Genomic DNA, 22,406 nt, shown 5'->3' with positions numbered 1-22,406 from the left:
GTGTTACTCATTTTGCGCTGTGTCATCATAATCGTTCTGCTCGGGGTCGCTGGGCTCCGTGTCGACGAGCGACAGCCAGAGACGGTACGTATCGGCGTATTCTGCTTCGAGCGGATCGGTGTGTTCGTCCAGATACGTGATCAGCGCCGTGGCGTCCACCTCCGATTCGTCAGTCCCGAGTCGTTTCAGGACCGATTTTATCTGCCGATCGTAGTCGAATCGGATATCGTTCAGCGCGTAGAACGCGACAGTTGCGGCCAGAGCAGTCCGTTTGTTTCCATCGACGAACGGGTGGTTAGCGACGAGCAGACGCATGATCTGGAATGCCTTTTCGTGAAGCGTTTCGGGCCCTCGTCCAAACTGTCCAGCTCGGACGTGGTCGAGTGCGTACTCGATGTCACCCCGAGACGAGATGCCGGGTTCGGTCTCATCACTCGATTCTACGATGAACTCGTGTATGGCAAGAATATCCTCGACGGACAGATGCTCGAAATCACCGCTCATCGCAGTCCTAGAGTTCGCCTTTCGTACTCGGCGTGTCGCTACGGCGCTCGTCGATGCGGGTGGCGTCGTCCAGCGCCCGCGCCAGCGCCTTGAACAGCGCCTCGACCTGGTGGTGGGCGTTCTCGCCGGTGACGGAAGCGTGCAGGGTGAGGCCGGCGTTCGTCGCCAGCGAGCGCAGGAAGTGCTGGCCCATGTGGCTGGTAAAGTCGCCGACGGACGCCTGGGCGAACGCCCCGTCGAACTCGAAGAACGGGCGGCCCGACACGTCGACGACGACCTCGGCGACGGCCTCGTCGAGGGGGACTTTCCGGTCGGCGTACCGGCGGATACCGCGCTTGTCGCCCAGCGCCTCGTCGAAGGCCTGGCCGAGGGTGATCGCCACGTCCTCGACGGTGTGGTGGTCGTCGATCTCCAGGTCGCCGTCACAGTCCACGGTGAGGTCGAACAGGCCGTGCTTGGCGAGGGCTTCGAGCATGTGGTCGAAGAAGCCGACGCCGGTGTCGACCGTCGCCTCGCCGTCGCCGTCCACGTCGAGGGTCACCTCGATCTCGGTTTCGGCGGTCGCACGGGTCACCGCCGCCGTCCGGTCGCTCATGAGTCGAGCAAGACGGGCCGAGCATAAGGTGGTTTCGGGCCGCGGAGCCCCCGTCGGCCCCGCCGCTGACGCGCCGATGACGGCCGTCTGACTGAGCTATTTGTGTGAGACTCGTGACCACACTGGTATGCACAAGCGCGACGCGCTCGGCGTGCTCGTGGCGGCCACAGGACTGTTGTTCGTCGACACCGGCCCGACGCTGCCCGTCGCTGTGGTGCTGTTCGCGGCCGGGGCGTACCTGCTCGCCGCCCCGCGGATCTCCGGGTCTCGGCGGCGCGTCGACCGTCCCGGCGGCCGGCAGGGCCGGACCTGAACTCGAACACGACAGGCGTCATCGTTTTGCCTCCGGGGTGCTGGATTACTGACATGGATCGCCGTCGATTCCTGGTGGCGGTGGGGGCCGCCGCCGGCCTGACGGGTTGTATGGGGGGGTCTTCGGACGGGACGCCGACCGACGCCGGACCGGGGAACCGCGGAGCCGACGGTGGGACGCCGGAACCGATCTCGGCCGAGAACGACGGGTATCCCGATCCGTCGGTGATCGACGAGACACCGCCGGCGCCGGACGCGGACACGTCGTCGTTCCAGACCATCACCTACGAACAGGGGATCGAGGTCCCGCTGGTGCCCATCGACGTGGCCTACGACTGGTACCGCCGGCGCGAAGCGCGCTTCGCGGACGCCCGCGGCCAGCGACAGTACGCGACCTCGCACATCACCGGCGCAGTCCTCAGTCCGGCCAGCGGCCGGCAGAACGACCCGGCGGCGGCCTGGCCCGAGGGCGACCGGATCGTGACCTACTGTGGCTGCCCACACCACCTCTCGTCGATGCGAGCGGCCCAGTTCTACCAGAACGGCTACGAGGAAGTGTACGCCATCGACGAGGGCTTCTGGGAGTGGCACCGGCTGGACTACCCGATGACCGGCGAGAACGTCGAGTACCAGCCCTACGGCCACGTGATCGAGGGGGCCGCCGATCCCGCGAGCGCCGGCGAGTACGCCTGGGCGCGAACGGCCGACGGGGAGCAGGAGGAGGCCCGCCCCATCGGCCCGGACGGCTCCTACGAACTCGTCTTGCACTTCGCCGACGTGACCGACGGGACGCCGATCACCGTCGAGACGCCCACATACAGCCTCACGAGACCGCTGGGCGAGTTGACCGACGGCGTCGTGACCCGGGAGGGGGCCGTCGCTGGCGGTCGGGGGACGGCGGGCGGCGCGCGACGGAGTTAGGCCGGGGAACGAGTAGTGTGTCAGTCGGAAAGTGTTAAATTTAGTTTCTACCACGGACGAGATATGGAGGCAGAACCCGGTGGTTCCGGTGGCGGGTCGATGCCGGTACAGGTGACGGTCAGTGGTGTCCTGTCGGACGCCGTCGGCGTGGTCACGAGTCGTCCCGAACTGCTCGGTGTCGTGTTGGTCGGCGGGATCGTCGGCGTCGTTCCCGTGCCTATCGTCGGCTTTCTCGCCAGTTTCGTCGCGAACGGTGTGGCAGTCGCGATGGCCTGGACTGAGCTATCGCCGAACCGCTCGCTCCCGGATATCCTCGACATCCGGCTCCTGTTTCTGGTCGCCGCGGCCGTCGTCTTCGTCATCGGTGTCGGGATCGGGATGGTGCTGCTCATCGTGCCCGGCCTGTACCTCGCCAGTCGGCTGTTCCTCTACCCCGCACCCGTGATGATCGACGAGATGGGGCCGATCGACGGGCTCGCCGAGAGCTGGGACCGAACCAGCGGACACACGTTGACCGTGTTCGGCATCCTCCTGATTCTGGGCCTGCTGTCGCTCGTGGTCGGGCTGGTCGCACTGTTCGGGCTCGGCGGCCCGGACGTCTTCCGGAATCCGCAGTCGCTCCCGATAGCGGTCCGGCTCGCCTCGAGTATCCTCGGCGCGCCCATCGGTGCCGTCAGCGCCGCGGCCGTCGCCGTGCTGTACGAGCGGCTGGGCGCTTAATCCTCGACCGCCGCCATCGCCTCTTCGAGCGTGAACTGCCCCTCGTAGAGGGCGCTGCCGACGACGACGGCGCTCGCGCCGGCCGCCTGCAGGTCGCGCACGTCCGCCAGCGTGGCGACGCCGCCGCTGGCGATCACGGGGATGTCGACAGCCTCGACGACCCGCCGGACGGGATCGGTCCGCACTCCTTCGAGCTGGCCCTCCACGTCCACGTCGGTAAAGAGGATCGCGCCGGCGCCGAGGTCCTCGTACCGGGTCGCGGCCTCGGCCGGGTCGAGACCGGTGCCCTCGGTCCAGCCGGAGACGACGACCTCGCCGTCCTTGGCGTCGAGACTGACCGTCACGCTCCCGGGATGGGCCTCGCTGATCTCCGCGACGATCTCGGGGGTCTCGACGGCAGCGGTGCCGAGAATGACGCGGTCGACGCCCCGGTCCAGCAGGTCGGTGGCGTCGGCGACGGTGCGGATGCCACCGCCCAGTTGCACGTCGACGTCGACTGCGTCGAGGATGGCGTCGACGGCGGAGGCGTTCTCGCGCTCGCCCTCGAACGCGCCGTCGAGGTCGACGAGGTGGAGCGTGCGTGCGCCCGCGTCGACCCAGCGGCGGGCGGCCTCGACTGGATCGCCGTACTCCGTGCCGGTGCCGCGCTCGCCGCCGACGAGCTGGACGACCTGGCCGTCCTGCATGTCCACGGCGGGGACGACCTCGAACTCGGGAAACATGTGCTCGACTCCGCGGGCGAGTCCGGAAAGCGTGTCGGTCACAGGCGCCGAGCGACGGTTTCACCCCGAGGGCGGCGGGTATCGTCGAAAGCGCCATCGTTTAATTTGGGGCACTCGCAGGGGCGGACATGGTATCGGTCCTCCTCCTGATCGGGCTTCTGGTGGCCGTGTTCGTCGGATTCAACATCGGCGGGTCCTCCACGGGGGTGGCCTTCGGTCCCGCGGTCGGCGCGGGGACGATCTCGAAGGTCGGTGCGGCAGTGTTGATGACGGGCTTCGCGCTGCTGGGCGGGGTCACCGTCGGGACGGAGGTCGTCAAGACGCTCGGCGGGCAGATCGTCCCACAGAGCGCGTTCACGCTGGGGACTTCCATCGCCGTCCTGTTTTTCATCGGGTTCGCGCTCTTTCTCTCGAACGTCGTGGGCGTGCCCGCCTCCACGTCGATGACGGCGGTGGGGGCCATCGCGGGGCTGGGGCTGGCTCAGGGCAATCTCAACTGGGCGGAGATCGGGGCGATCGTCTCCTGGTGGCTGTTCGCGCCAGTCCTCGCGTTCTGGGTCTGTGGCGTCATCGGGCGGTACTTCTACCCGCGGCTGGTCGAATCGTTCGCCATCTCCCAGTCGGAGGGGTCACTGCTCGTGCTGGACCGCTCCGGGACGCTTCCACGGCCCACGCTGGGGCCGGGGACGACCCGTCGGGAGTTCGTGGGGACGCTGTCGGTGGTCGGCATCGGCTGTTACATGGCCTTCTCCGCGGGGGCCTCGAACGTCGCCAACGCGGTCGCGCCGCTGGTCGGCAGCGGGTCGCTCGGCCTCTACGACGGCGTCCTGCTGGGCGGGGCGGCCATCGGGCTGGGCGCGTTCACCATCGCGCGGCGGACGATGGACACGGTGGGCAACGACCTGACGGACCTGCCGATCCTGGCGGCGCTGGTCGTCGCCGTCGTCAGTTCCACGCTGGTGACGGTGCTGTCGGCGCTGGGCGTGCCGGCCAGTTTCGTCATCATCGCGACGATGAGCATCGTCGGCCTCGGCTGGGGGCGGGCGACCCGGACGGCGACCATCGGCGACGCGGTCCGGGGCGATCAGCCCGCGGTCTCGCCGGGCGCGCTGGCGGCCGAGTCCGACGACGCGCCGACGGTCGGCGGTGAGGGCGGGACGCCCGACGTGACCGAACACAAGGCCATCGGTGAGGAAGAACCCGAAGACCTGCCCAAGGCCTCGGACCTGTTCGAGCCGGCGACGACCGCGCGAGTAATCTTGCTCCAGAACATCGTGCCGGCCATCGCGACGGTCGCGTCGTACCTCCTCTTCCGGTTCGCGCCCGTGTTTTGACCAGCTCACCGGAAAAATCCGGCATAATTGTTCATCGGGGGAACCCGAAAACAGCAAAGTCTAACAGTCAGGGGGCCGAACGACAGAGTTGATGCCCACGGTAGAGTACCTTAATTACGAAGTACTGGACGATCACGGTTGGGACATGTACGACAGCGAGACGTTCGACAAGGCCGCCGACGCCGACCTCGACGACGAGGACTACGGCAGCCTGGAGGTCAACGAGGGCGAGTACATCCTCGAGGCCGCCGAATCCCAGGGTTACGACTGGCCGTTCTCCTGTCGCGCCGGCGCGTGTGCCAACTGCGCCGCCATCGTCGTCGACGGCGAGATCGACATGGACATGCAGCAGATCCTCAGCGACGAGGAAGTCGAAGAGAAGAACGTCCGCCTGACCTGTATCGGCAGCCCCGACGCCGACGAGGTCCGGATCGTCTACAACGCGAAGCACCTCGACTACCTGCAGAACCGCGTCATCTGACGCGGCCCCTTTTCCGTTTCGAACCGTTCGCAAACGCTTTGCCCTAGCCGTCGCTGGGCCTCGGTGTGGTATCGACTGGTTTCCTGACGGCGTCGATCCCGGATTTGCTACGGTTAGTGGCCGTGCCCGCGCTGGGCTGGGCCGCCTGGCGGGACGTGAAGACCCGACGGGTCCCGAACCGGACGTGGCTCCCCCTGCTCGGGGTCGCGGTGCTCGCGCTCGCCGTCGAGGTCTGGCAGGTCTGGACGGGGACGACGGTGGGCTACGTCAACCAGCGGGCGTACTTCCTGCGGGTGCTGATCAGCGTCGGGTTCGTGGTGCCGCTCGCCTACGGCTTCTGGTGGATCGGCGGCTTCGGCGGGGCCGACGCCAAGGCGCTGATCACGCTCGCCGTGCTCTTTCCGACCTTCCCGACGTACCTGTTTCCCGACTTCGCGCTCCCGGTCGTCGTCCCGACGCTGGGCGTGTTCGCGATGTCGGTCCTCTCGAACACGGTCGTCGTCGGGCTGTTCTACCCGGTCGCGCTCACGCTTCGCAACGCGGCCGGCGGCCACGTCGCCAAGGCGATGGTGATCGGCCGACCCGTCGCCACCGAGCGGGTCACCGAGGAGTACGGTCGCCTGCTCCAGACGCCCGACGGGTTCACCCGGCGCGGGCTCGACCTGGACGCGCTCCGGATGTACCTGACCTGGCGGGGCGCGAACTTCGCCGAATTGCGGGCCGAACCCGACGAGTTCCGCGATCCCGAGAGCATCCCGGCGGAGACGAACCCGCCCGGCGACGGGGCGATTGCGGTGCCCGACGGTGGCCGACCGGCCCCCGACGACGAGGCCACAGCCGGCGACCCACCCGCCGACGCCGACGAGGAGGACGTACCCGAGGAGACGGAGATCGCCGATCCCTGGGGAGCAGAGCGGTTCTTCGAGGAGATCGAGGGGAGCGCGTACGGGACGACGCCCGAGCAGTTGCGGGAGGGACTCACCGTCCTGACCAGCGAGGACGAGGTGTGGATCACGCCCGGCATTCCGTTTCTCGTGCCGATGTTCCTCGGGCTCCTGCTGGGGCTGACCTACGGGGACGTGCTGTACGCGGTGATCGAGGGGCTCGGCGTCTTCTAGAACCCGAACCGCTGTCGCGTCACGGTCAGATCGAGGTAGATCGTCCGGCGTTTCGGCATGTCACTCGGCCAGGCACCGCCGGCGGCCGGGTAGTCGGAGTGATCGAGGACGAAGTAGTACGGTCCGGTCTCGTCGATGGCCTGGCGGCCGCCGTCGTTTTTCGTACTGGCCTTGTAGTCCCCGCCCGCAGTTTCCGTGGCGGTACGCCCGATGTCACGGTCGCCGGTCGGGTGTTTCTCCGGGTCTTCGCCGCTGGTGTAGGCGTCGTACCGGTGCATCTGCTTCTCGCTGGTGAAAAAGTACACGTCGAAGGGGACCTGTGACCGGGAGATGTACGAGATCGAACCGCCGGGGTCGGACACGTCGGGGATCTCCCTGATCCAGCCGGTCCCGGGCTGGACGGTCACCTCCCGGCTGACGGTCACGACGACCTCGCCACCGCTGCCGAGACAGCCGACGGTCCCGAGGGCCACTCCGACCGCCCCGCGCTGTAGAAACCTCCGACGTTCCATCGACACAGCCTCTGTCTCCCAGTGGCTTCAATCCTCACACCCGATTACAGTTTCTGAGAACTCAGAGAGCAAGGAATACCGCGTTTTTCGTCGCGATAATCAGTTCTGAAATCGGCGTGATGGCGAATTCACAGCTGATATCGACGGGCGGCGACGGCGACACAAAGCATATCGGTACCACGGTCACAGAGGGGAGTATGGACAACGCCGACGTCGAGTTAGCCTTCGACGAGCAGGATCTGCTCCCGGCGGTCGCCCAGGACGCGACCTCGGGGGACGTGCTCATGCTCGCGTTCGTCACGCGCGAGGCCGTCGAGCGGACCCGCGAGACCGGGCGGGCTCACTACTACTCGCGCAGCCGCGACGAACTCTGGGAGAAGGGGGCCTCCAGCGGCCACATTCAAAGTGTGGAGGAGATCCGCGTCGACTGCGACGGCGACTCGCTGTTGTACCTGGTCGAACAGGAGGGCGGTGCCTGCCACACCGGGTATCGCTCGTGTTTCTACCGCACCATCGACGGCGAAGTCGTCGGGGAACAGGTGTTCGATCCCGACGACGTGTACGATGAGTGACGGCGCGGGCCCCGACGACGTGGCGGGCCTGATCGCGGACCTCGAATCGGCCCACCGCGCGGCCGAGAACGCACAGGCCCGCGTCGACGAGCGCGTCGAGGGGGACCTCGAAGCCGTCGCACGGCAGTACGACCGGCTCCAGGCGCTGTTCGACGACTACGAGGAGGAAGCGACCGGGGACGGCGATTTCAGGGTCTTCATCGAGTTTCAGGAGGAGATGGAGAAGTTCGTCGACAGCCTCCCCGAGGACCTGCCCCATCGGGAGTGTTTCGAGGAGGTCGACGACATCATGCAGCAGCGCCGGCTCACGGAATCGGACTTCGACCGGGCCCGGGAGGCGCTCTCGCCGGCCGCCGACGACGCCGCCCTGCTCGAAGAGCGCGAGGCGACGCAGAATCGGTACGACGAACTGCGGACTCGCGCCGAGCGTCGCGTGCGGGAACTGGACGAGCGGATCGCCGACCTCGAAGCGCTCGTGGCGATGGGGGAGGCCGACCTCGACGCCCCGGTCGAGCGACTGCGCGAACCCATCGACGCGTACAACGACGCCGTCGAGGCGGCGTTCCGCGAGTTCAAGCGCGACGCGAGCGCTCGCGAGGTGCTCGGCTTCGTCGAGACGACGGCGTCGTTCCCGCTCGTCGACTACCGCCAGCCGCCCGCGAAGCTGACCGAGTACGTCGAGCACAACCCGCCGGGAACCGAACCGATCCCGACCCTGCTGGACTACGCCGACTACTCCAAGTCGAAGCTCGACCACTACGTCGACGACGCGACGGCGCTGAAGACCGCCATCGGGACCAACCAGACGTACCTCCGGCGGCTGGACGGCGGCCCGCTGACCGTCTCGTGGCCGCCGCCGGCCGCCGAGGAACTGCGCTTTCTCGCCCGGGAGCTGATCCAGGTCACGGGCCGGTTCGCCCCCGAGGACGTGGTCGCGAAGGCCCGCACCGTGCGGGCGCTGACCGACCGGGCGGACTACGGCCGGCTCCGAACGAGTGCGCAGGCACGCGAACAACTCGACGACGACGAACGCGAGCGGCTCCAGTCGGGCGCGGTCCAGGCGGATCTGGAGGCCACGCGGGCGGCACGGGAGGAACTGGCGACGACGCTCTCGGAACTGCCCGGCTAGTCCTCGTCGCGGGCGGCGACCATGGCCTCGTGCATCCGTTCGACCAGGTCGGCCGACCGCGCGGGGTCCTGCGACTCGGCGTAGACGCGGATCACCGGCTCGGTCCCGCTGGGCCGGGCCAGCACCCAGCTGTCGCCGTAGTCGAGCCGGTAGCCGTCGGTGGTGTCGAGAGTCGCGTCGGCGTCCCGGGCGACGGCCTCGACGGCGTCGAGCAGGCGGCGGCGCTCGTCGTCGGTCTCGTATTTCACGTCGGTCCGGAGCAACTGGTAGTCGTCGTACGGCGCGACCACCTCGCTCGCGGGCTGGTCGGCGAGGAGTTCGAGGAACCGCGCCGCGGTGTAGGCCCCGTCCCGGGTGATCCGGTAGTCGGGAAAGAGGATGCCGCCGTTGCCCTCGCCGGCGACGGGGACCGACTCGCCGTCGGCCTGGAGGTTGCGGATGCGCGTGATGATGTTCGTGCTGCCGATGGCCGTCAGCGACAGGGCCGCGCCGGCCCGGTCGGCCACGTCGACCAGCCGCTGGGAGACGTTGACCGCCGAGACGGCCGTGTCGCCGGCGTCGAGTTCCGCGGCCGCGAGCGCCGCCAGCGCCCCGTCACCCTCGACGAACTCGCCGTGTTCGTCGAAGAAGATCGCACGGTCTGCGTCCCCGTCGTGGGCGACCCCCACGTCGGCGTCGGCCGCCCGGACCAGCCGGCCGAGGTCGGCGAGATTCTCCGCGACGGGTTCGGGGTCCCGGCCGGGGAAGTGGCCGTCGGGCTGGGCGTTGACGGTGACCACGTCACAGCCCAGTTCCCGGAAGATCCGGGGGCTGGTGAGCGCACCCGCGCCGTGGCCGGGATCGAGCGCGACCGTCAGGTCGGCGTCGGCGATGCGCTCGCGGTCGACGGCGGCCAGCAGTTGCTCGACGTACCGGTCGCGCGCGTCGTCGATCCGTTCCACTCGGCCCGTCCCGTTCCAGGCGACCGAATCGAAGTCCTCCGCGAGCAGGCGCTCCTCGACGCGTTCGAGCGTGCCCCGCGAGAGTTCGATCCCGTCGGCCCCGACGAGTTTGACGCCGTTGTACTGGGGCGGGTTGTGCGAGGCGGTGATCATCACGCCGGGGACCCCGACCCGCTCGCAGTAGGCCTGGAGTCCGGGCGTCGGGACCACGCCGAGTCGGTGGACGTCCGATCCGACGCTGGCGAGGCCGCTGGCGGCCGCGTTGCCCAGCATCTCGCCGGTGGTTCGCGTGTCCCGGGCCAGCGCGACGGCGTCGGCGTCCCAGACCGAGCCGGCGGCCTGCGCGATGTTGCAGACGAATTCGGGGTTGAGGTACTCGTTTGCCACCCCGCGGACGCCGCTGGACCCGAAGATTTCCATCACCAGACGCTCCGGACGGCGACCCACTAAACCTTTGCAACTTATCGGCGGTCGCGCGCCCGCTCCCAGGCCCGGAGCAGTCCCGCCAGCGTCCGGTTGACCGGCGCGTCGATCCGCTCGGCGACGGCCCCGTTGATCGCGTCCACCTCGGTCCGGCGCTCGGCCAGCACGTCCTGGTACATCGAAGACGTGTTGTCCGCCGTCGCATCGGCGACTTCCCGGACGGCGTCGACCGCCGCCTCGTCGGAGAGGGCGACCCCCGCCTCGCGTGCCGCGCGGGCGGTCTCGCGGGCGGCCGCCGCCGCCACCTCGCTGGCCGGCCCGTCCAGTACCGCGCCGTTTTCGATCCGAGCCAGCGCCGTGGTGGCGTTGATCCCGGCGTTGACCGCCAGTTTCTCCCAGGTGCGGCGAGGCATGTCCGCCGCGACGGTCGTCTCGATGCCCGCCGCCTCGAAGGCCGCGCCGGCCCGGTCGGCGGCGGGGGACTCGCCGCCCTCGCGCGGCCCCAGCACGACCTCGCCGACGCCGGTGCAGGTGACCCGGCCCGGTTCTTCGAGCATCGCGCCGTAGGTGCAGGTGCCAGCCAGCACCGGACAGTCGAGACGGTCGGCCAGTCGGGCCTCGTTGTCGAGGCCGTTCTGGAGTGAGAGGACAGTACTGGGCTCGCAGTCGGTCAGTGCGGCGGCGGCCGCGTCGGTGTCGTAGGCCTTGACGGTCACGAGCGCCAGGTCGGGGGCGGCGTCGGACGGGACTGCGGTCACCCCGTCGGGGTCGGCGTGGCACTCGACCGCTCCGCCGACGGTCAGGCCATCTGTGGCGACGGTTCCGACGTGGGGGTCACGCCCGACGAGCGTCACGCGGTGCTGGCGGGCGAGCAGGCCGCCGACGAGCGAGCCGAGGCTCCCGGCCCCGAACACGAGGACGTCCACGGTCGCCGGTCAGTCCTCGGTCCAGTAATAGATGTCCTCTTTGGGCGCGCCACAGGTGGGGCAGGCTTCGGGGATGTCCTCGTCGATGTCGCCCATCTCGCCACACTCCCAGCAGCGCCACATCAACTCGGCCTCGCCCCACTCGTGGCCGGAGGTGATGTGTTCCGAGGAGAAGCCCTCGATGCCCTGGTCGAGGGTGACGTAGAAGCCGTGTTCGTCGAACCCACGGATTCGGCCCAGTTCGTTGCCCTCGTCGTCGTAGACGCTCTGTCCGAACGACGGCGTGATGCCCTCTTGACTGTCGCTCATACGCGTAGCGGTTCGTCTGGCCCGGGGTTAAAACTACGGCCGAATCTCAGCCGACGGTAACGCTCCCGGTCTTCGTCACGTCGCCGTTGACGTTCACCGTCGTCGTGTAGGTCCCGGCCGCCGTCGGGTTCTCGATGCCGGCGAACCGCACCACGATCTCGTCGCCCCGCTTCACGTCGTAGTTGCCGATAAAGCCGAATTCGACCGTCCGCCCGCCGTTGCTGACCGTCACGCTCTGGAGGTCGCTCCGTGCGGACACGTCGATGGCCGCGTCGCCGTCGCGGTCGAACCCGACAGCGGTCACGTCCCCGACCGAGACGCCCGAGGCGTCCACACCGGCCCCCGACTCGTAGGTCACCGTGATCTCGTTGAGCGAGTTGCCGACGGTGCCCGACCCGCCGTTGTAGGGCACGTCGAAGCGGACACCGTGGGCCGTCTCGATCCCGGGTGCGGCACTGCCCGCGACCGACAGACAGTCGACGCGCGTGCCACGGAACTCGTCGAGGACGTAGATTTCGCCCGACCGATTCGCCAGCACCGTCACGTCCTCGCGGGGCGGGAGTCGGACGCCCTCGCCCGCTTCGGTCCGGCCGTCGCCGTCGTCGTCGAGGACGACCCGCTCGCCGTTCTGGCGGTAGAACGCGAGGCCGCCGGACCCACCCTCGACGGCGGCGCGAGCCACCGTACACCCGTCGACGGTCGCCTGTGCCCGTTCGACTGCGATCTGTGGCGGTTCGCCCGGGTCCGAAACCAGTTGCTGGAAGAAGACCACGCCCGTCGCCGCCAGCAGGACGACGATGGCGACCAGCAGGACCGTCCCGATCACCGGGCTGACCGCTCTGTCCGTCACTGTCGGGCCGTTCGACTGGAGCCTGTTGAATGCCGGGCCGGGTTCGAGAGCGTGAAGTGAGCGAGAACGGGGGATTCAGTGGTGGCGGTGCGGTGGCGGTCGCCGTGGCGGCAAGGTTCGGTCGCGGTGGCGGTATCGGTGCGGTGGCGGTCGCGGAGGCCGCAAGCACAGCACCGGAACGCGCGCCGTGGCGCGCGTTCCGCTTTTTCGCCCACGTTTTTGGCGAGGGGGTCGCCCTGCGACCCCCTCGCGAAAAAGGTGGGTTCACATGAAATCGCCAATCCCGCTCTGTTTGTTGTTGTCGTTCTCGAAGATCCGTTTGATGGATTTCTTCAGAATCTCCAGGCGTTGCGTGGTGTACTCGCGGGTGCCGTACTCCTCGGCGACTTCCAGTGCGGTGTCGATGTACTTGTTGACCGAGCCGTGATGCACGGTGAGGGTCATGTCCCCGCCACACTTCCGGCAGTCGCCGGTCAGCGGGACGCGCCGGTACTTCTCGCCGCAGTCCAGACAGCGGGTCTCCTGCTGGGAGAACGCCCGGAGGTTGCCGATGATGTCGGGCAGGAAGTGGTACTCGATGACCCGTTCGGCCACGTCGGTCTCGTCGACGGCCCGGAGTTTCCGGGAGAGTTCCAGCTGGGCGTTCATCTTCTTCATCATGTCGTCCAGCGTCTTGTACGCCGACAGATCCGGCCCCAGCGCGATGTTGCTGGTGTCGTGGCTGTGCCGGAAGTCCGTGTACTCCCGGTCGGTCCCCAGGTTCTCCTCGGCGATGGTCATGATGTCCTCGACGTCCTCGGGGTCGGCCATCTCCCGGGTGGCCTCGTAAAACTCGCGGGGGTACTGGTCCATCACGTCCATGTTGTGGGCCTCGTCGTCGATCTCGGTGGGGTCGATCCGGGAGGACATGACCAGGGGCGCGTCCATGGAGTTGTGGGCGTACAGCCAGTTGGCGGTGAAGATCGGGTCGCCACCGACCTGGAGATCGTAGAGATAGCCGTCGTAGTCGACGCGGTCGACGGTTTCGACCCGCAGATACGAGAGGTCACCGTCGACAAGCGGGCGCAGGTCGCCGAGTCGCTCCGCAGCGGCGTCGGGCAGGTTCCGGGATTCGAGTTCGCGGACTATCTCGCGGAGTTTCTCCAGCGAGATGTTCTCCCGGCGTTTCAGATACTTCGGGATCAATTGTCTGATTCCCTCGATGTCCATCTCCCGAACCTCCATCAGCGCGTCCGGGATCGAGACAACGAGGCTCTTCGGATAGTACGGTTCCTCGCCGTCGAGAATCCGGTGGAGTGGGTTGTCCGTCGCACCACCCGAGACCGTGATCGTGTAGATGTCCTGGCGGTTGCCCTCGCGGTTGGTACGTTCGGAAATGTTGGCGACGAGACCGAGGCGGTGCAAGAGGAACACGATGCCGTCCTTCACGTCGTCGCTCGTGGTGTGGAATCCGACCGTCGTCACGTTCTCGTCCGTGCTGTCACTGCCATCGCCAGCGATGAACCCCCGGAGGAACGAGAGGACGACTTCCCGCGGTGCGTCGAGAATACAGTCGGGCACGACCTTCTCGCTGGAGTCGTAGGAATCGGCGTCCTCGAACCCGAGATCGTACAGTACCTCTCGAAAGACGGCCGGGAACCGGAGTTCGTAGGTCCGGTTCGACCACCGCCTGCCGGGTTCGTGGCCGAGCGTGTCCTCGATGATCTCCGCGGCGCGGTCGATGAGGTCCTCGTCGGCGTTGTGGATCGCCGGACAGACGCTGGACGTCGTTCCCTCGGCGACGAACAGGCCGAGCAACCACCCGAAGTCTTCGTCGACATCAACGAGCCGGGAGACCCCATCCGATGACCCTTCCAGTCCGATCTGTACGTCGTGTGGGACCTCGAAGCCGGCACGGCTGAGGATCCGTTCGAATCGACCGTACGGAATCTTGCCCTTGTTCAGGCGGTACGAGAGGCCCGATTTGAACGCCTGATGGGTCGGACTGCCGTGGTCTGTCGTCTCCCACGCCGTCGTCAGCAGGTCCTCGACGTGATCGTCGATGACGACGTACGGCTCGTCGACGCACTCGGCCACGTCGATAGTCGTCCTCTCGGTCTCGACATCGAGTTCGCGGGGCGCGACGACGAGATCGCCCTCTTCGAGGTCCCCACCGGCTACTTCCTCGATTCCGTCGTCGTACCGGAACAGACTGTGGTGGTCGGTGATCTCCAGTGACCGGCCGAACTGCGTCTCGATCTCGACCAGCGATTCGTCGTCGTCGGCCCGGTACCTGATCGCCTTCTCGATGGGTTGCAGCGTCGCCTCGTGGTTCTCGTCGAAGGCGTACGTCTTCCAGCCCTCGGCGTAGCAGGTCCGCTTGCGGAACTTCCCCTCGACTTCCAGCGGTGATTCGAGTTCGTCCCAGAATTCGTCGAAAGTCAGGAACCGGACGTTGTCGTCCGGATCGACGGCGACGAGTCTGGAGTCTTCGGCGACGCTCCCGCCGCGCTTGTCGGGCAGGTACTTCTTGCTGAAGTTCAGGAGGCCATCGAGCAGGAGCATCACACAGTCCTCGTCGCCGTCACACTGGGCGGTGAGGATGCCGTTCGCGACGACCCGGTTCGTATCCGCGACCGTGAGACAGTACGTGTGTTCGACATCGGACGGCCGGAACTGGACCCGGTCTACTACTTCAACGTTCGTGCCGCCGTCGCCGACCGCTTCGGGCGTCGTGGTGGGAGGTATCGCATGATCGCTCCCGTCGACCGGAATCGCGTCCCCGGGTTCGAGTTCGTGTGCGCGAACGGACTCGATGCCGCCCGTCCATCGGACCATCTCGTGGTCCGGGGTGACGGTGATCGACCGTCCGGTTTCGGTTTCGATCTCGACGAAGTGGTCGGGTGCAGGGTGTTTCGAGACGGCTTCGACGCGTTTGCGTACCCAGTTGCCATCGTCGTCGAGCGACTGGACACGTACTGTCTCGTCGAGTTCCTCGACCTCGACCCCGAAGTCGTCGGTTTCGGGATCGTCGAGTCGGCGTTCGACGAACGATTCGATGGACACGTCACGAAGTCGTCCGCTCCCGTCCTCGTACCGGATTTCGGTCTCCGGATGGAAACAGTTCCGGCGTTTCGCGGCGTGAAAGTAGGGATGTGCGTACCCAACTGCGGCTGACGTAAATCCGACAATTCGGCCAACTGTCGCCGCGCTGGTGTGCGGTGCCATCCCGAAGACCAGTTCGCCGACGAGTTCCTGCCGGTCGTCGAGATCGTAGAAGGAGTCGAGGCCGTAGTAGGATTCCAGCAGGTCGTCGACGAAATCGGCCGTCTTGAGCATGTGTTCGGCCGCGCCGTCCGAGAGGACGATGTCCTGGACTTTGAGTTCCACGAGTTGATCGTCGTGGCGCAGGGGTTCGCCCTGCATGTCCTCCTCGTAGCCGAGTTCGCGGAACTGGTCGGCGGTCACGTCGAGTTCGGCGGGGCGGACGGCGGTCACGGGCAGGTCGGTCATGTCGTAGCGGACGGTGCCGTCCTTGAACGCCGAGACGCCGTGTTTCGCTCTGAGAATCCCCTTCTCGATGGGTTCGGGGGTCTTGGTCTTCGAGGAGAGTCCCTTGACGCCTTTGACGATATCGAAGGCGTTCTCGCGGAGGCCCACGCTGTCGAGGGCGTCGCGGAACTCCTCGCGGACGCTGATGGTCTTGGTCTGGACGGGCGAGGCCAGCGACTCACACCGGTGACACTCCGCGCGGCCGGAGGGGTCGGGTTCGACCTCGATGTCGCAGTCCCGGCAGACGTAGACGGCGTCGGTGACGCCGTTGCAGTCGGGACAGCGGGCGTGGTAGGTACGTGTGCCGCACTCGGTACACTCCCGGCGGCCGACCTGCACCTCGATCTCGCCCTGGGTCCCCTCGACGGCGTCGCCAGCGTCGGCGGCCTTGGACACGTCGCGCTGGCTCCCACCGGCCTCGCCGATGGGAAAGAGGGTGTGGACCGCCGGCGAGAGTTCGCGGGATTCGGACTTCTCGGGGCGGCCCATCCGGTTGCCGATGCGGGTCGGCGCGCGCTCGCGGATCTCGAAGGGCGCGACGGCGTTGACCGCGCGGATCGCGTTCTCGCCGTCGGCGTACTCACGGGCCGCGGCGGGAAGGTCCTCAGGCGTCCACTCCCGTTCGAGGCGTTCGCTGAGGCCCAGCGACAGGACGAGCGGCTTCCAGTCGGGCACGACCAGTCGGTCCTCGTGCTGGTGGTGTTCGACCAGCAGGCTCTCCAGAACGCCCGACACGTCCTCCTCGGGGTCGTCGGGCCGGGGGACGATCAGGTCGCCATCGGCGGGGTCGTCGTCGCTGTCGCCCGAGATGACCGCGCCGTCGGTCTCGGCGACCTCGCCATCGGCCACGGCCGCCGCCAGCCGCTCGAACTCGTCGACCGAGATGTCGTGCCAGCAGTAGGTGTATTTCGGGTGGAGCGGTGCGTCGTACTCGCTGGCCCACTCGATGGCCTCGTCGGTGCTGGGATCGGCCAGATCGACTCGCACCGAGTCACGCATGGCCTGTACGTCGGCGGTCGACGCTTCGAGGTCCTGCTCCCACCACTCGACGGTGTAGCTGGCTGGAGCCAGGGGATGATTGTTCTCGACGAACTCGCCGTAGTTGACGAGGTACTCCCCCAGATCGAGGATCTTCTCGACGCCGTTGCGGACTTCCAGCGCCTCCGCGGGGTCGTCGATGCGGCGCACGTCACCGTTGGCCAGCCGAACCGTCGGTCCCTCGATGGTGTCGACGGGGACGACGCCCGCGGCCTTGCCGGGGCGTTCGGTCTTGATCTGGGTCCCGGTCGCGAGGAAGTCGTCGACCAGGTGCATCGTGGCGGGATGGACGCCGGCGGTCGCGAACCCGTGATTGCGCGCCCGGCCGTAGCGCAGGCGGAAGCCGCCGGGTTCGCTCGGGTGGGTGAACACCGGCCGGCCGGCGATGAGGTCCCGCAGGAACTTCTCGGAGGGGTCGACGCGGGGCGGTCCCGCCGGTTCGTCAGCATCGTCCGCGGCGGCGTCCTCGGTTTCGCCGTCGCTCGCCTCGGCTTCCTCGCCGTCCTCGTCCTCGTCGTCGGCGTCGTCCTTTCCGATCGTGCCGTCGATGAGGTCCTGGAGCCAGGGCCACTCCACCTCGTCGAGGTTGCGGGTGTACCGCTGGATCTTCGGGGCCTTCAGGGCGATCCCCTCGGCGAAGACCAGACACATCCCGCCGCGGGCGGAGTTGGTGTCGATCCGTTCGAGATCGCGGTAGCCCGACACCTCCTCGTCGCCGGTGGCCTCCCCGTCCAGCATGATCGGCATGTGTTCGGCGATGAACTTGCTTTCCTTCTCCTTGGGGGAGTACTGCAGGCCCGTCTCCTGATCGTAGAGGTCGACCTCCTCGGCGTAGCGGCCGATCTCGTCTTTGCGCGCCTTGAACTCGTCCATGCCGAGCAACGAGCGGGCGTAGTCCGCGACCAGCACGGAGAGGGCCTGTGCGGTCCCGCCCGCAGAGCGGATCGGACCGGCGTAGTAGACGTTGACGAACTCCGTCCCGTCGTCGTTCTCCAGCACTTCGACGCGGTCGATCCCCTCGATGGGGGCGGCGACGACACCCTCGGTGAGCAGGGCGACCGCCGTCCGAACCGCACCCTCGATCTTGCCCGCGTCGGTGTCGTAGTCGCCCACCGACCCGTCCACGAAGTCCTCGACGAGTTCGAGTGCGGCCTCCTCACGGCTCATCTCGCCTTCGAGGTCCCGCACGCGTTCGGCCACGCCGTCGATCCCGAGGATGTTCTCGACGCGGTCGGCCATGTCCCGCGCCGTGGGGATCTCCACGTCTTTCGTGGGGTCGCCGCCGCGCTCGCGGGCCGCCTGCGCCACCTCGAAGGCGTCGTCGAGGTCGGCTTCCAGCCGCTCGAAGTACCGCCGATCAGCCTCTCGCATCAGAGCGGCCAGAGATCCAGATCGGTGGTCTCGTCGTGTTCCCGGTCGAGTTTCGTGTCGAACTCGCGGACGTACAGTTCGCCCGCGAACGTCGTCGCCTCGTCCAGGTGACCGGCCACGACCGACCCGTCCTCGCGCGAGAGGGTCATGTGCGTGTGGGCGAAGCGCTCGCCCTCCAGCCAGGAGACGTTCCCGACCGCGGGCACGACCTCGAACGGTTCGTCGAACTCGATATCGTAGTACTCCTGGACCTCCTGATCGTAGAACAGCAGCGTCGCGTCCTGCACCGCGCCGAGGCCGACGAAGAAGGCCGCGTCGATGCCCTCCTCGTCGGCGAACGCCTCGATCTGACTGCGCCAGCCGACGCCGTGGTCGAGCCGGGCAACGTACTCCCGGGCACCCTCGACTTCACGATAATCCATACCGACCCGGAAGACGCGAGGGGGCAAAAATCTTCACCGTTCGCCGCGACGGCTCCGCCGCTGTGGGCGGTCGATGCCGGCGGTCGAAAACGAGTCCGAGTGGCCTCAACACCACTCGTCGAGCGAGGCAGCGTCTGTAAGCGGGATGGACGCCCAGGCGTCGTCCTGACACGGGTACGCAATGATGAACTGGTCGATCTCGCCGCTATCGACCGAGCCCATCGCTTCACAGTCTGCGACCGATTCCCTGGCAGCGCCATCCTGTGCCATGCATGTGAGTCTTACACACGACAATAAAAATGTGCCGGATTATTACGGCGTCCTTTTTCAGTGGTCGTCGGTTCGGCCCGATTGGCCCGGGCGAACGGGCCGACTCGTTCGGGTGGTTCCGGGCCGACGCCCGGGTGTGATTCGGTCGGGGATCGCGGGCACGGGCGGGGTCAATGTGAAGGCCTTTGTAGGTGCAGGCAGGACTTGGACCCAATATGAAGGTCGCAGACGCCATGACGCCCCGTTCGGCGGTCGTCACGGTCGAGTTGCCAGGGACGCGTGACGACGTCCTCGAGTATCTGCAGGAGCGGGCGTTCTCGTCGGTCCCCGTGATCAAGGAGGGCGAGGACGGCGAGGAGTTCCGGGGGCTGGTCTCCCGGGACGCGCTGATCGAACGGCCCGACGAGGACCAGCTCGCCCTGCTGGTCGAGGAAGTTCCCACGACCACCCAGGACGCCGATCTCACCGAGGTCGCCGAGTTGATGGTCACCGAAGGCGCGCGCCGGGTGCCCGTCGTCGACGGACAGCTCGAAGGGATCGTCACCATCACCGACGTGATCCACGCCATCGCCGAGGGTGAGGTCGACGGCGACACCGAAGTCGGCGACCTCGCGACCCGGGAGATCAACTGCGTCTACGTCGAGACTCCCCTCCCCGTGGCCGAGCGGGAACTCTCCCACGCGGGCGTCCCCTACGCGGTCGTCCTCGATTCGGACGGCGACATGGACGGCATCATCACCGAGGTCGACATCCTCGAGGTGGCCCGCGTCGTCGAGGGCGAGGCCGACACCGGCGAGTCCATCGCCGACGACGACGACGACTGGAAGTGGGAGTCGGTCAAGGCCGTCGGCAACAGCTACATGCCGACCCGCAACGTCGAGATCCCCGCCAAACCCGTCCGGGAGTTCATGAGCGACGGCGTCGTCACCGTCTCGAAGCGCCGCACCGCTCAGGACGCCGCCCAGTTGATGATCGACAACGACATCGAGCAGATCCCGCTCGTCTCGGGCGACACCCTCGCCGGCGTCGTCCAGGACGTGGACTTGCTTCGCGCACTCTACCGATGACCGACGACACCGCAACCGACCGACTCACGGAACTGGCCAAGCGACGGGGCTTTTTCTTCCAGTCCAGCGAGGCCTACGGCGGCGTCTCCGGCTTCTACGTCTACGGCCCCGAGGGCGCGACCCTGAAGGAGAACCTCGAAGACGCCTGGCGCGACCGCTTCGTCCGCCGCGAGGGCCACATGGAGATCGAAGCCCCCAACGTCATGCCCGAACCCGTCTTCGAGGCCTCGGGCCACCTGGACGGCTTCGACGACATGATCGTCGAGTGTCCCGAGTGTGGGGCCTCCCACCGCGCCGACCACATCGTCGAGGACAACACCGACATCGAGGAAGCAGAATCCATCGCCATCGCCGAGATCGAGGGGATCATCGCCGAGAACGAACTGGTCTGTCCCTCTTGCGGAACGGACCTCGCGGGCGAACCCGTCGAGGACTTCAACCTCATGTTCGAGACGAACATCGGCCCCGGGAGTTCCTCGCCGGGTTACCTGCGCCCCGAGACCGCCCAGGGCATCTTCGTGGAGTTCCCGCGACTCAAGGAGTACGCCCGCGGGCAGTTGCCCTTCGGCGTCGCCCAGATCGGTGCGGCCTACCGCAACGAGATCAGCCCGCGGAAGGGGCTGGTCCGGCTCCGGGAGTTCGCACAGGCCGAACTCGAACACTTCGTCGACCCCGAGACCGACGAACCCGACCTGGAATCGGTCGAAGACGTGGAAGTCACGCTGTACTCGGAGGCCCGCCAGGACGACGCGGACGGCGAACCGGTCGAGATGACGGTCGGCGAGGCCGTCGACGAGGGCGTCGTCGGCAGCGCCTGGGTGGGCTACTACCTCGGCGTCGCCCAGGGCTGGTACGAGCGTATCGGCGTCGACATGGACCGGTTCCGGTTCCGCCAGCACCGCTCGGGCGAACTGGCCCACTACGCCGCGGACTGCTGGGACGCCGAGGCCGAGATCGGTGGTGACTGGATCGAGATCACCGGCTTCGCCTACCGCGGAGATTACGACCTCACCAAGCACGGCGAGTACGCCGACGACGACTTCACGATCTTCAAGCAGTACGACGATCCGATCACCGTCGAGCGCGCCACGGTCGACCCCGACATGAGCTATCTCGGACCGGAGTTCGGCGGCGACGCTGCCGCCGTGAGCGAGGCCCTCGAAGCCCTCGCGGAACGGGACCGCTCGGCGTTCGACGGCGACGAAGTGACCGTCGACGTGGACGGCGAGGAGTACGTCGTGCCGGTCGAGAAGACCGGCTTCGCCGTCGAGGAGGTCACCGAGGCCGGCGAACACGTCACGCCACACGTCGTCGAACCGTCGTTCGGTGTGGACCGGCTGGTCTACACGGTGCTGGCCCACAGCCTCACACAGGACGACGCGGGCGAGGGGAGCGAGGACGACAGTGAGGACGAGGAGCGCACCGTCCTGACCCTGCCGCCGGAACTCGCGCCGACCACGGTCGCCGTCTTCCCGCTGATGGACAAGGACGGCCTGGGCGAGCGGGCCGGGGAGATCGCCGAACGGCTCCGGCGAGCGGGCTTCGAGGTCGCCGAGGACGCCTCGGGCTCCATCGGCCGGCGCTACCGCCGCCAGGACGAAGTCGGGACGCCCTACTGCGTGACCGTCGACTACGACACGCTGGAGGACGGGACGGTGACGATCCGCGACCGGGACACGACGGCACAGGCCCGGGTTCCCGTGGACGACCTGCCGGGCGTCGTCGCTGACCTGCGGGCCGGCGAGACGACCGTCGGCGACCTCTGATGGCGAACGAGGTGGCTCGCCGACTCGTTCACGCGAGCGGCGCGGGGGTGCCGGGACTCTACCTGCTGGACCTGCTCACCTGGCCACAGATCCGGTACGTGCTGGTGGGCGGACTGGCCTTCACCGTCCTGCTGGAGACCGCCCGTCTGGGCCTGGGCTTCGAGTGGGTCGTCTTCGACGTGCTGACCAGGGAGTACGAACAGGACAACCCCGCCGGGTACGCGCTGTACGTGTTCAGCGGCTCGACCACCGGGCTCGTCTTCGGCCCGACCATCGCCGTCCCCGCGATCCTGATGCTCACGCTCGGCGACCCGATCTCCGGCCTGCTCGGGTCCGACGAGCTCCGGACGATCAAGCGACCGCGCGTCCTCGTCACGATGTTTCTGGTCTGTACCGGGCTGGCGCTCCCCTTCGTCCCGCCGGTGGCGGCGGTACTCGGAGGCCTGGCCGCGATGCTGGCCGACGGCGTCAAACCCGTGATTCGCGAGTACGTGATCGACGACAACCTGACCATCCCGCTGGTCGCCGCGGGGGCGATGACCGTCGGAATGACGCTCCCACCGATACTCTGA

General features: G+C 67.6%; 22 protein-coding genes. 11 read left to right on the top strand and 11 right to left on the bottom strand.

Translation table 11 applies throughout. The features are described from left to right. Window positions 1-3 precede the first annotated feature (3 nt). Together ACOZ4N_RS14750 and hisB are read right to left on the bottom strand one after the other, a co-directional pair. A complete protein-coding gene (locus tag ACOZ4N_RS14750) occupies window positions 4-504 on the bottom strand; it encodes a type II toxin-antitoxin system death-on-curing family toxin (protein WP_424017124.1) in 501 nt (166 codons plus the stop codon). A gap of 7 nt (window positions 505-511) precedes the next feature. Further along, window positions 512-1,099: an imidazoleglycerol-phosphate dehydratase HisB gene (hisB, locus tag ACOZ4N_RS14745; protein WP_424017123.1), complete on the bottom strand. Its 588-nt coding sequence runs from the start codon at window positions 1,097-1,099 to the stop codon at window positions 512-514. 127 nt (window positions 1,100-1,226) lie between these two features. Between hisB and ACOZ4N_RS14740 the strand changes: the two genes are divergently transcribed. The 3 genes from ACOZ4N_RS14740 to ACOZ4N_RS14730 all read left to right on the top strand — a co-directional run bounded on the left by ACOZ4N_RS14740 (window position 1,227) and on the right by ACOZ4N_RS14730 (window position 3,052). Continuing rightward, entirely contained in the window at window positions 1,227-1,412 is a 186-nt protein-coding gene (locus tag ACOZ4N_RS14740) for a hypothetical protein (RefSeq protein ID WP_424017122.1), read from the top strand. A gap of 53 nt (window positions 1,413-1,465) precedes the next feature. Further along, a complete protein-coding gene (locus ACOZ4N_RS14735; protein WP_424017121.1) occupies window positions 1,466-2,332 on the top strand; it encodes a rhodanese-like domain-containing protein in 867 nt (288 codons plus the stop codon). 63 nt (window positions 2,333-2,395) lie between these two features. Further along, window positions 2,396-3,052 (top strand): hypothetical protein, encoded by a 657-nt coding sequence (locus ACOZ4N_RS14730; RefSeq protein WP_424017120.1) that lies wholly within the window; start codon window positions 2,396-2,398, stop codon window positions 3,050-3,052. Here ACOZ4N_RS14730 and hisA read toward each other — a convergent pair. Then, a complete protein-coding gene (hisA, locus tag ACOZ4N_RS14725; RefSeq protein ID WP_424017119.1) occupies window positions 3,049-3,774 on the bottom strand; it encodes a 1-(5-phosphoribosyl)-5-[(5-phosphoribosylamino)methylideneamino]imidazole-4-carboxamide isomerase in 726 nt (241 codons plus the stop codon). The genes ACOZ4N_RS14730 and hisA overlap by 4 nt on opposite strands. Window positions 3,775-3,902: 128 nt before the next feature. Between hisA and ACOZ4N_RS14720 the strand changes: the two genes are divergently transcribed. The 3 genes from ACOZ4N_RS14720 to ACOZ4N_RS14710 all read left to right on the top strand — a co-directional run bounded on the left by ACOZ4N_RS14720 (window position 3,903) and on the right by ACOZ4N_RS14710 (window position 6,707). After that, window positions 3,903-5,108: an anion permease gene (locus ACOZ4N_RS14720; RefSeq protein WP_424017118.1), complete on the top strand. Its 1,206-nt coding sequence runs from the start codon at window positions 3,903-3,905 to the stop codon at window positions 5,106-5,108. 91 nt (window positions 5,109-5,199) lie between these two features. Beyond that, window positions 5,200-5,589 (top strand): ferredoxin Fer, encoded by a 390-nt coding sequence (fer, locus tag ACOZ4N_RS14715; RefSeq protein WP_424017117.1) that lies wholly within the window; start codon window positions 5,200-5,202, stop codon window positions 5,587-5,589. Between the two features lie 83 nt (window positions 5,590-5,672). Next, entirely contained in the window at window positions 5,673-6,707 is a 1,035-nt protein-coding gene (locus ACOZ4N_RS14710) for a prepilin peptidase (protein WP_424019962.1), read from the top strand. Here the strand turns inward: ACOZ4N_RS14710 and ACOZ4N_RS14705 are convergent. Then, window positions 6,704-7,219: a twin-arginine translocation signal domain-containing protein gene (locus ACOZ4N_RS14705; protein ID WP_424017116.1), complete on the bottom strand. Its 516-nt coding sequence runs from the start codon at window positions 7,217-7,219 to the stop codon at window positions 6,704-6,706. The two genes, ACOZ4N_RS14710 and ACOZ4N_RS14705, sit on opposite strands and share 4 nt — an antisense overlap. Before the next feature lie 197 nt (window positions 7,220-7,416). Here ACOZ4N_RS14705 and hisI point away from each other — a divergent pair, with 197 nt between their 5' ends. Beyond that, on the top strand, window positions 7,417-7,791 hold the full coding sequence (hisI, locus tag ACOZ4N_RS14700; RefSeq protein WP_424017115.1) for a phosphoribosyl-AMP cyclohydrolase: 375 nt from the start codon (window positions 7,417-7,419) through the stop codon (window positions 7,789-7,791). Then, window positions 7,784-8,920, top strand: coding sequence for a DUF7118 family protein (locus ACOZ4N_RS14695; protein WP_424017114.1), 1,137 nt, complete (start codon window positions 7,784-7,786; stop codon window positions 8,918-8,920). The genes hisI and ACOZ4N_RS14695 overlap by 8 nt, the downstream gene beginning before the upstream one ends. Here the strand turns inward: ACOZ4N_RS14695 and glmM are convergent. From glmM to ACOZ4N_RS14660, 7 genes are all read right to left on the bottom strand, one after another. Next, the gene (gene glmM / locus ACOZ4N_RS14690) at window positions 8,917-10,281 is read right to left on the bottom strand and encodes a phosphoglucosamine mutase (RefSeq protein WP_424017113.1); all 1,365 of its coding nucleotides are present in this window, start codon (window positions 10,279-10,281) and stop codon (window positions 8,917-8,919) included. The genes ACOZ4N_RS14695 and glmM overlap by 4 nt on opposite strands. Window positions 10,282-10,322: 41 nt before the next feature. Next, on the bottom strand, window positions 10,323-11,210 hold the full coding sequence (locus ACOZ4N_RS14685) for a ketopantoate reductase family protein (protein WP_424017112.1): 888 nt from the start codon (window positions 11,208-11,210) through the stop codon (window positions 10,323-10,325). A 9-nt stretch (window positions 11,211-11,219) separates the two neighbouring features. Further along, entirely contained in the window at window positions 11,220-11,519 is a 300-nt protein-coding gene (locus ACOZ4N_RS14680; protein ID WP_424017111.1) for a DUF7130 family rubredoxin-like protein, read from the bottom strand. Between the two features lie 46 nt (window positions 11,520-11,565). Beyond that, on the bottom strand, window positions 11,566-12,369 hold the full coding sequence (locus ACOZ4N_RS14675; protein ID WP_424017110.1) for a type IV pilin: 804 nt from the start codon (window positions 12,367-12,369) through the stop codon (window positions 11,566-11,568). A 264-nt stretch (window positions 12,370-12,633) separates the two neighbouring features. Next, on the bottom strand, window positions 12,634-18,309 hold the full coding sequence (locus ACOZ4N_RS14670; protein ID WP_424017109.1) for a DNA polymerase II large subunit: 5,676 nt from the start codon (window positions 18,307-18,309) through the stop codon (window positions 12,634-12,636). Further along, entirely contained in the window at window positions 18,309-18,731 is a 423-nt protein-coding gene (locus tag ACOZ4N_RS14665; RefSeq protein ID WP_424017108.1) for a PPC domain-containing DNA-binding protein, read from the bottom strand. The genes ACOZ4N_RS14670 and ACOZ4N_RS14665 overlap by 1 nt, the downstream gene beginning before the upstream one ends. Window positions 18,732-18,836: 105 nt before the next feature. Further along, complete coding sequence (locus tag ACOZ4N_RS14660) at window positions 18,837-19,001, bottom strand: DUF7556 family protein (protein ID WP_424017107.1); 165 nt, start codon at window positions 18,999-19,001, stop codon at window positions 18,837-18,839. Window positions 19,002-19,216: 215 nt separating this feature from the next. Here ACOZ4N_RS14660 and ACOZ4N_RS14655 point away from each other — a divergent pair, with 215 nt between their 5' ends. The 3 genes from ACOZ4N_RS14655 to ACOZ4N_RS14645 are packed head-to-tail and all read left to right on the top strand — an operon-like array spanning window position 19,217 to window position 22,406. Beyond that, window positions 19,217-20,068, top strand: coding sequence for a CBS domain-containing protein (locus tag ACOZ4N_RS14655; RefSeq protein WP_424017106.1), 852 nt, complete (start codon window positions 19,217-19,219; stop codon window positions 20,066-20,068). Next, entirely contained in the window at window positions 20,065-21,834 is a 1,770-nt protein-coding gene (gene glyS, locus ACOZ4N_RS14650) for a glycine--tRNA ligase (RefSeq protein ID WP_424017105.1), read from the top strand. Before ACOZ4N_RS14655 ends, glyS begins: the two co-directional genes overlap by 4 nt. Continuing rightward, a complete protein-coding gene (locus ACOZ4N_RS14645) occupies window positions 21,834-22,406 on the top strand; it encodes a dolichol kinase (protein WP_424017104.1) in 573 nt (190 codons plus the stop codon). Before glyS ends, ACOZ4N_RS14645 begins: the two co-directional genes overlap by 1 nt.

Origin of the sequence: Halorientalis pallida (genome assembly GCF_049605515.1) — an archaeon.
GTDB classification, from domain to species: Archaea; Halobacteriota; Halobacteria; order Halobacteriales; family Haloarculaceae; genus Halorientalis; species Halorientalis pallida_A.
The sequence above is the reverse complement of the archived record's forward strand: the minus strand, read 5'-3'. Positions and strand labels throughout refer to the sequence as shown.

What these genes read in the sequence shown, in the direction of transcription:
- ACOZ4N_RS14740 (WP_424017122.1), top strand. Translation starts at nt 1,227, where the DNA reads ATGCACAAGCGCGACGCGCTCGGCGTGCTCGTGGCGGCCACAGGACTG.
- hisA (WP_424017119.1), bottom strand. Translation starts at nt 3,774, where the DNA reads ATGTTTCCCGAGTTCGAGGTCGTCCCCGCCGTGGACATGCAGGACGGC.
- hisB (WP_424017123.1), bottom strand. Translation starts at nt 1,099, where the DNA reads ATGAGCGACCGGACGGCGGCGGTGACCCGTGCGACCGCCGAAACCGAG.
- glmM (WP_424017113.1), bottom strand. Translation starts at nt 10,281, where the DNA reads ATGGAAATCTTCGGGTCCAGCGGCGTCCGCGGGGTGGCAAACGAGTAC.
- ACOZ4N_RS14720 (WP_424017118.1), top strand. Translation starts at nt 3,903, where the DNA reads ATGGTATCGGTCCTCCTCCTGATCGGGCTTCTGGTGGCCGTGTTCGTC.
- glyS (WP_424017105.1), top strand. Translation starts at nt 20,065, where the DNA reads ATGACCGACGACACCGCAACCGACCGACTCACGGAACTGGCCAAGCGA.
- ACOZ4N_RS14660 (WP_424017107.1), bottom strand. Translation starts at nt 19,001, where the DNA reads ATGGCACAGGATGGCGCTGCCAGGGAATCGGTCGCAGACTGTGAAGCG.
- fer (WP_424017117.1), top strand. Translation starts at nt 5,200, where the DNA reads ATGCCCACGGTAGAGTACCTTAATTACGAAGTACTGGACGATCACGGT.
- ACOZ4N_RS14730 (WP_424017120.1), top strand. Translation starts at nt 2,396, where the DNA reads ATGGAGGCAGAACCCGGTGGTTCCGGTGGCGGGTCGATGCCGGTACAG.
- hisI (WP_424017115.1), top strand. Translation starts at nt 7,417, where the DNA reads ATGGACAACGCCGACGTCGAGTTAGCCTTCGACGAGCAGGATCTGCTC.
- ACOZ4N_RS14665 (WP_424017108.1), bottom strand. Translation starts at nt 18,731, where the DNA reads ATGGATTATCGTGAAGTCGAGGGTGCCCGGGAGTACGTTGCCCGGCTC.
- ACOZ4N_RS14655 (WP_424017106.1), top strand. Translation starts at nt 19,217, where the DNA reads ATGAAGGTCGCAGACGCCATGACGCCCCGTTCGGCGGTCGTCACGGTC.
- ACOZ4N_RS14750 (WP_424017124.1), bottom strand. Translation starts at nt 504, where the DNA reads ATGAGCGGTGATTTCGAGCATCTGTCCGTCGAGGATATTCTTGCCATA.
- ACOZ4N_RS14695 (WP_424017114.1), top strand. Translation starts at nt 7,784, where the DNA reads ATGAGTGACGGCGCGGGCCCCGACGACGTGGCGGGCCTGATCGCGGAC.
- ACOZ4N_RS14670 (WP_424017109.1), bottom strand. Translation starts at nt 18,309, where the DNA reads ATGCGAGAGGCTGATCGGCGGTACTTCGAGCGGCTGGAAGCCGACCTC.
- ACOZ4N_RS14735 (WP_424017121.1), top strand. Translation starts at nt 1,466, where the DNA reads ATGGATCGCCGTCGATTCCTGGTGGCGGTGGGGGCCGCCGCCGGCCTG.
- ACOZ4N_RS14680 (WP_424017111.1), bottom strand. Translation starts at nt 11,519, where the DNA reads ATGAGCGACAGTCAAGAGGGCATCACGCCGTCGTTCGGACAGAGCGTC.
- ACOZ4N_RS14705 (WP_424017116.1), bottom strand. Translation starts at nt 7,219, where the DNA reads ATGGAACGTCGGAGGTTTCTACAGCGCGGGGCGGTCGGAGTGGCCCTC.
- ACOZ4N_RS14645 (WP_424017104.1), top strand. Translation starts at nt 21,834, where the DNA reads ATGGCGAACGAGGTGGCTCGCCGACTCGTTCACGCGAGCGGCGCGGGG.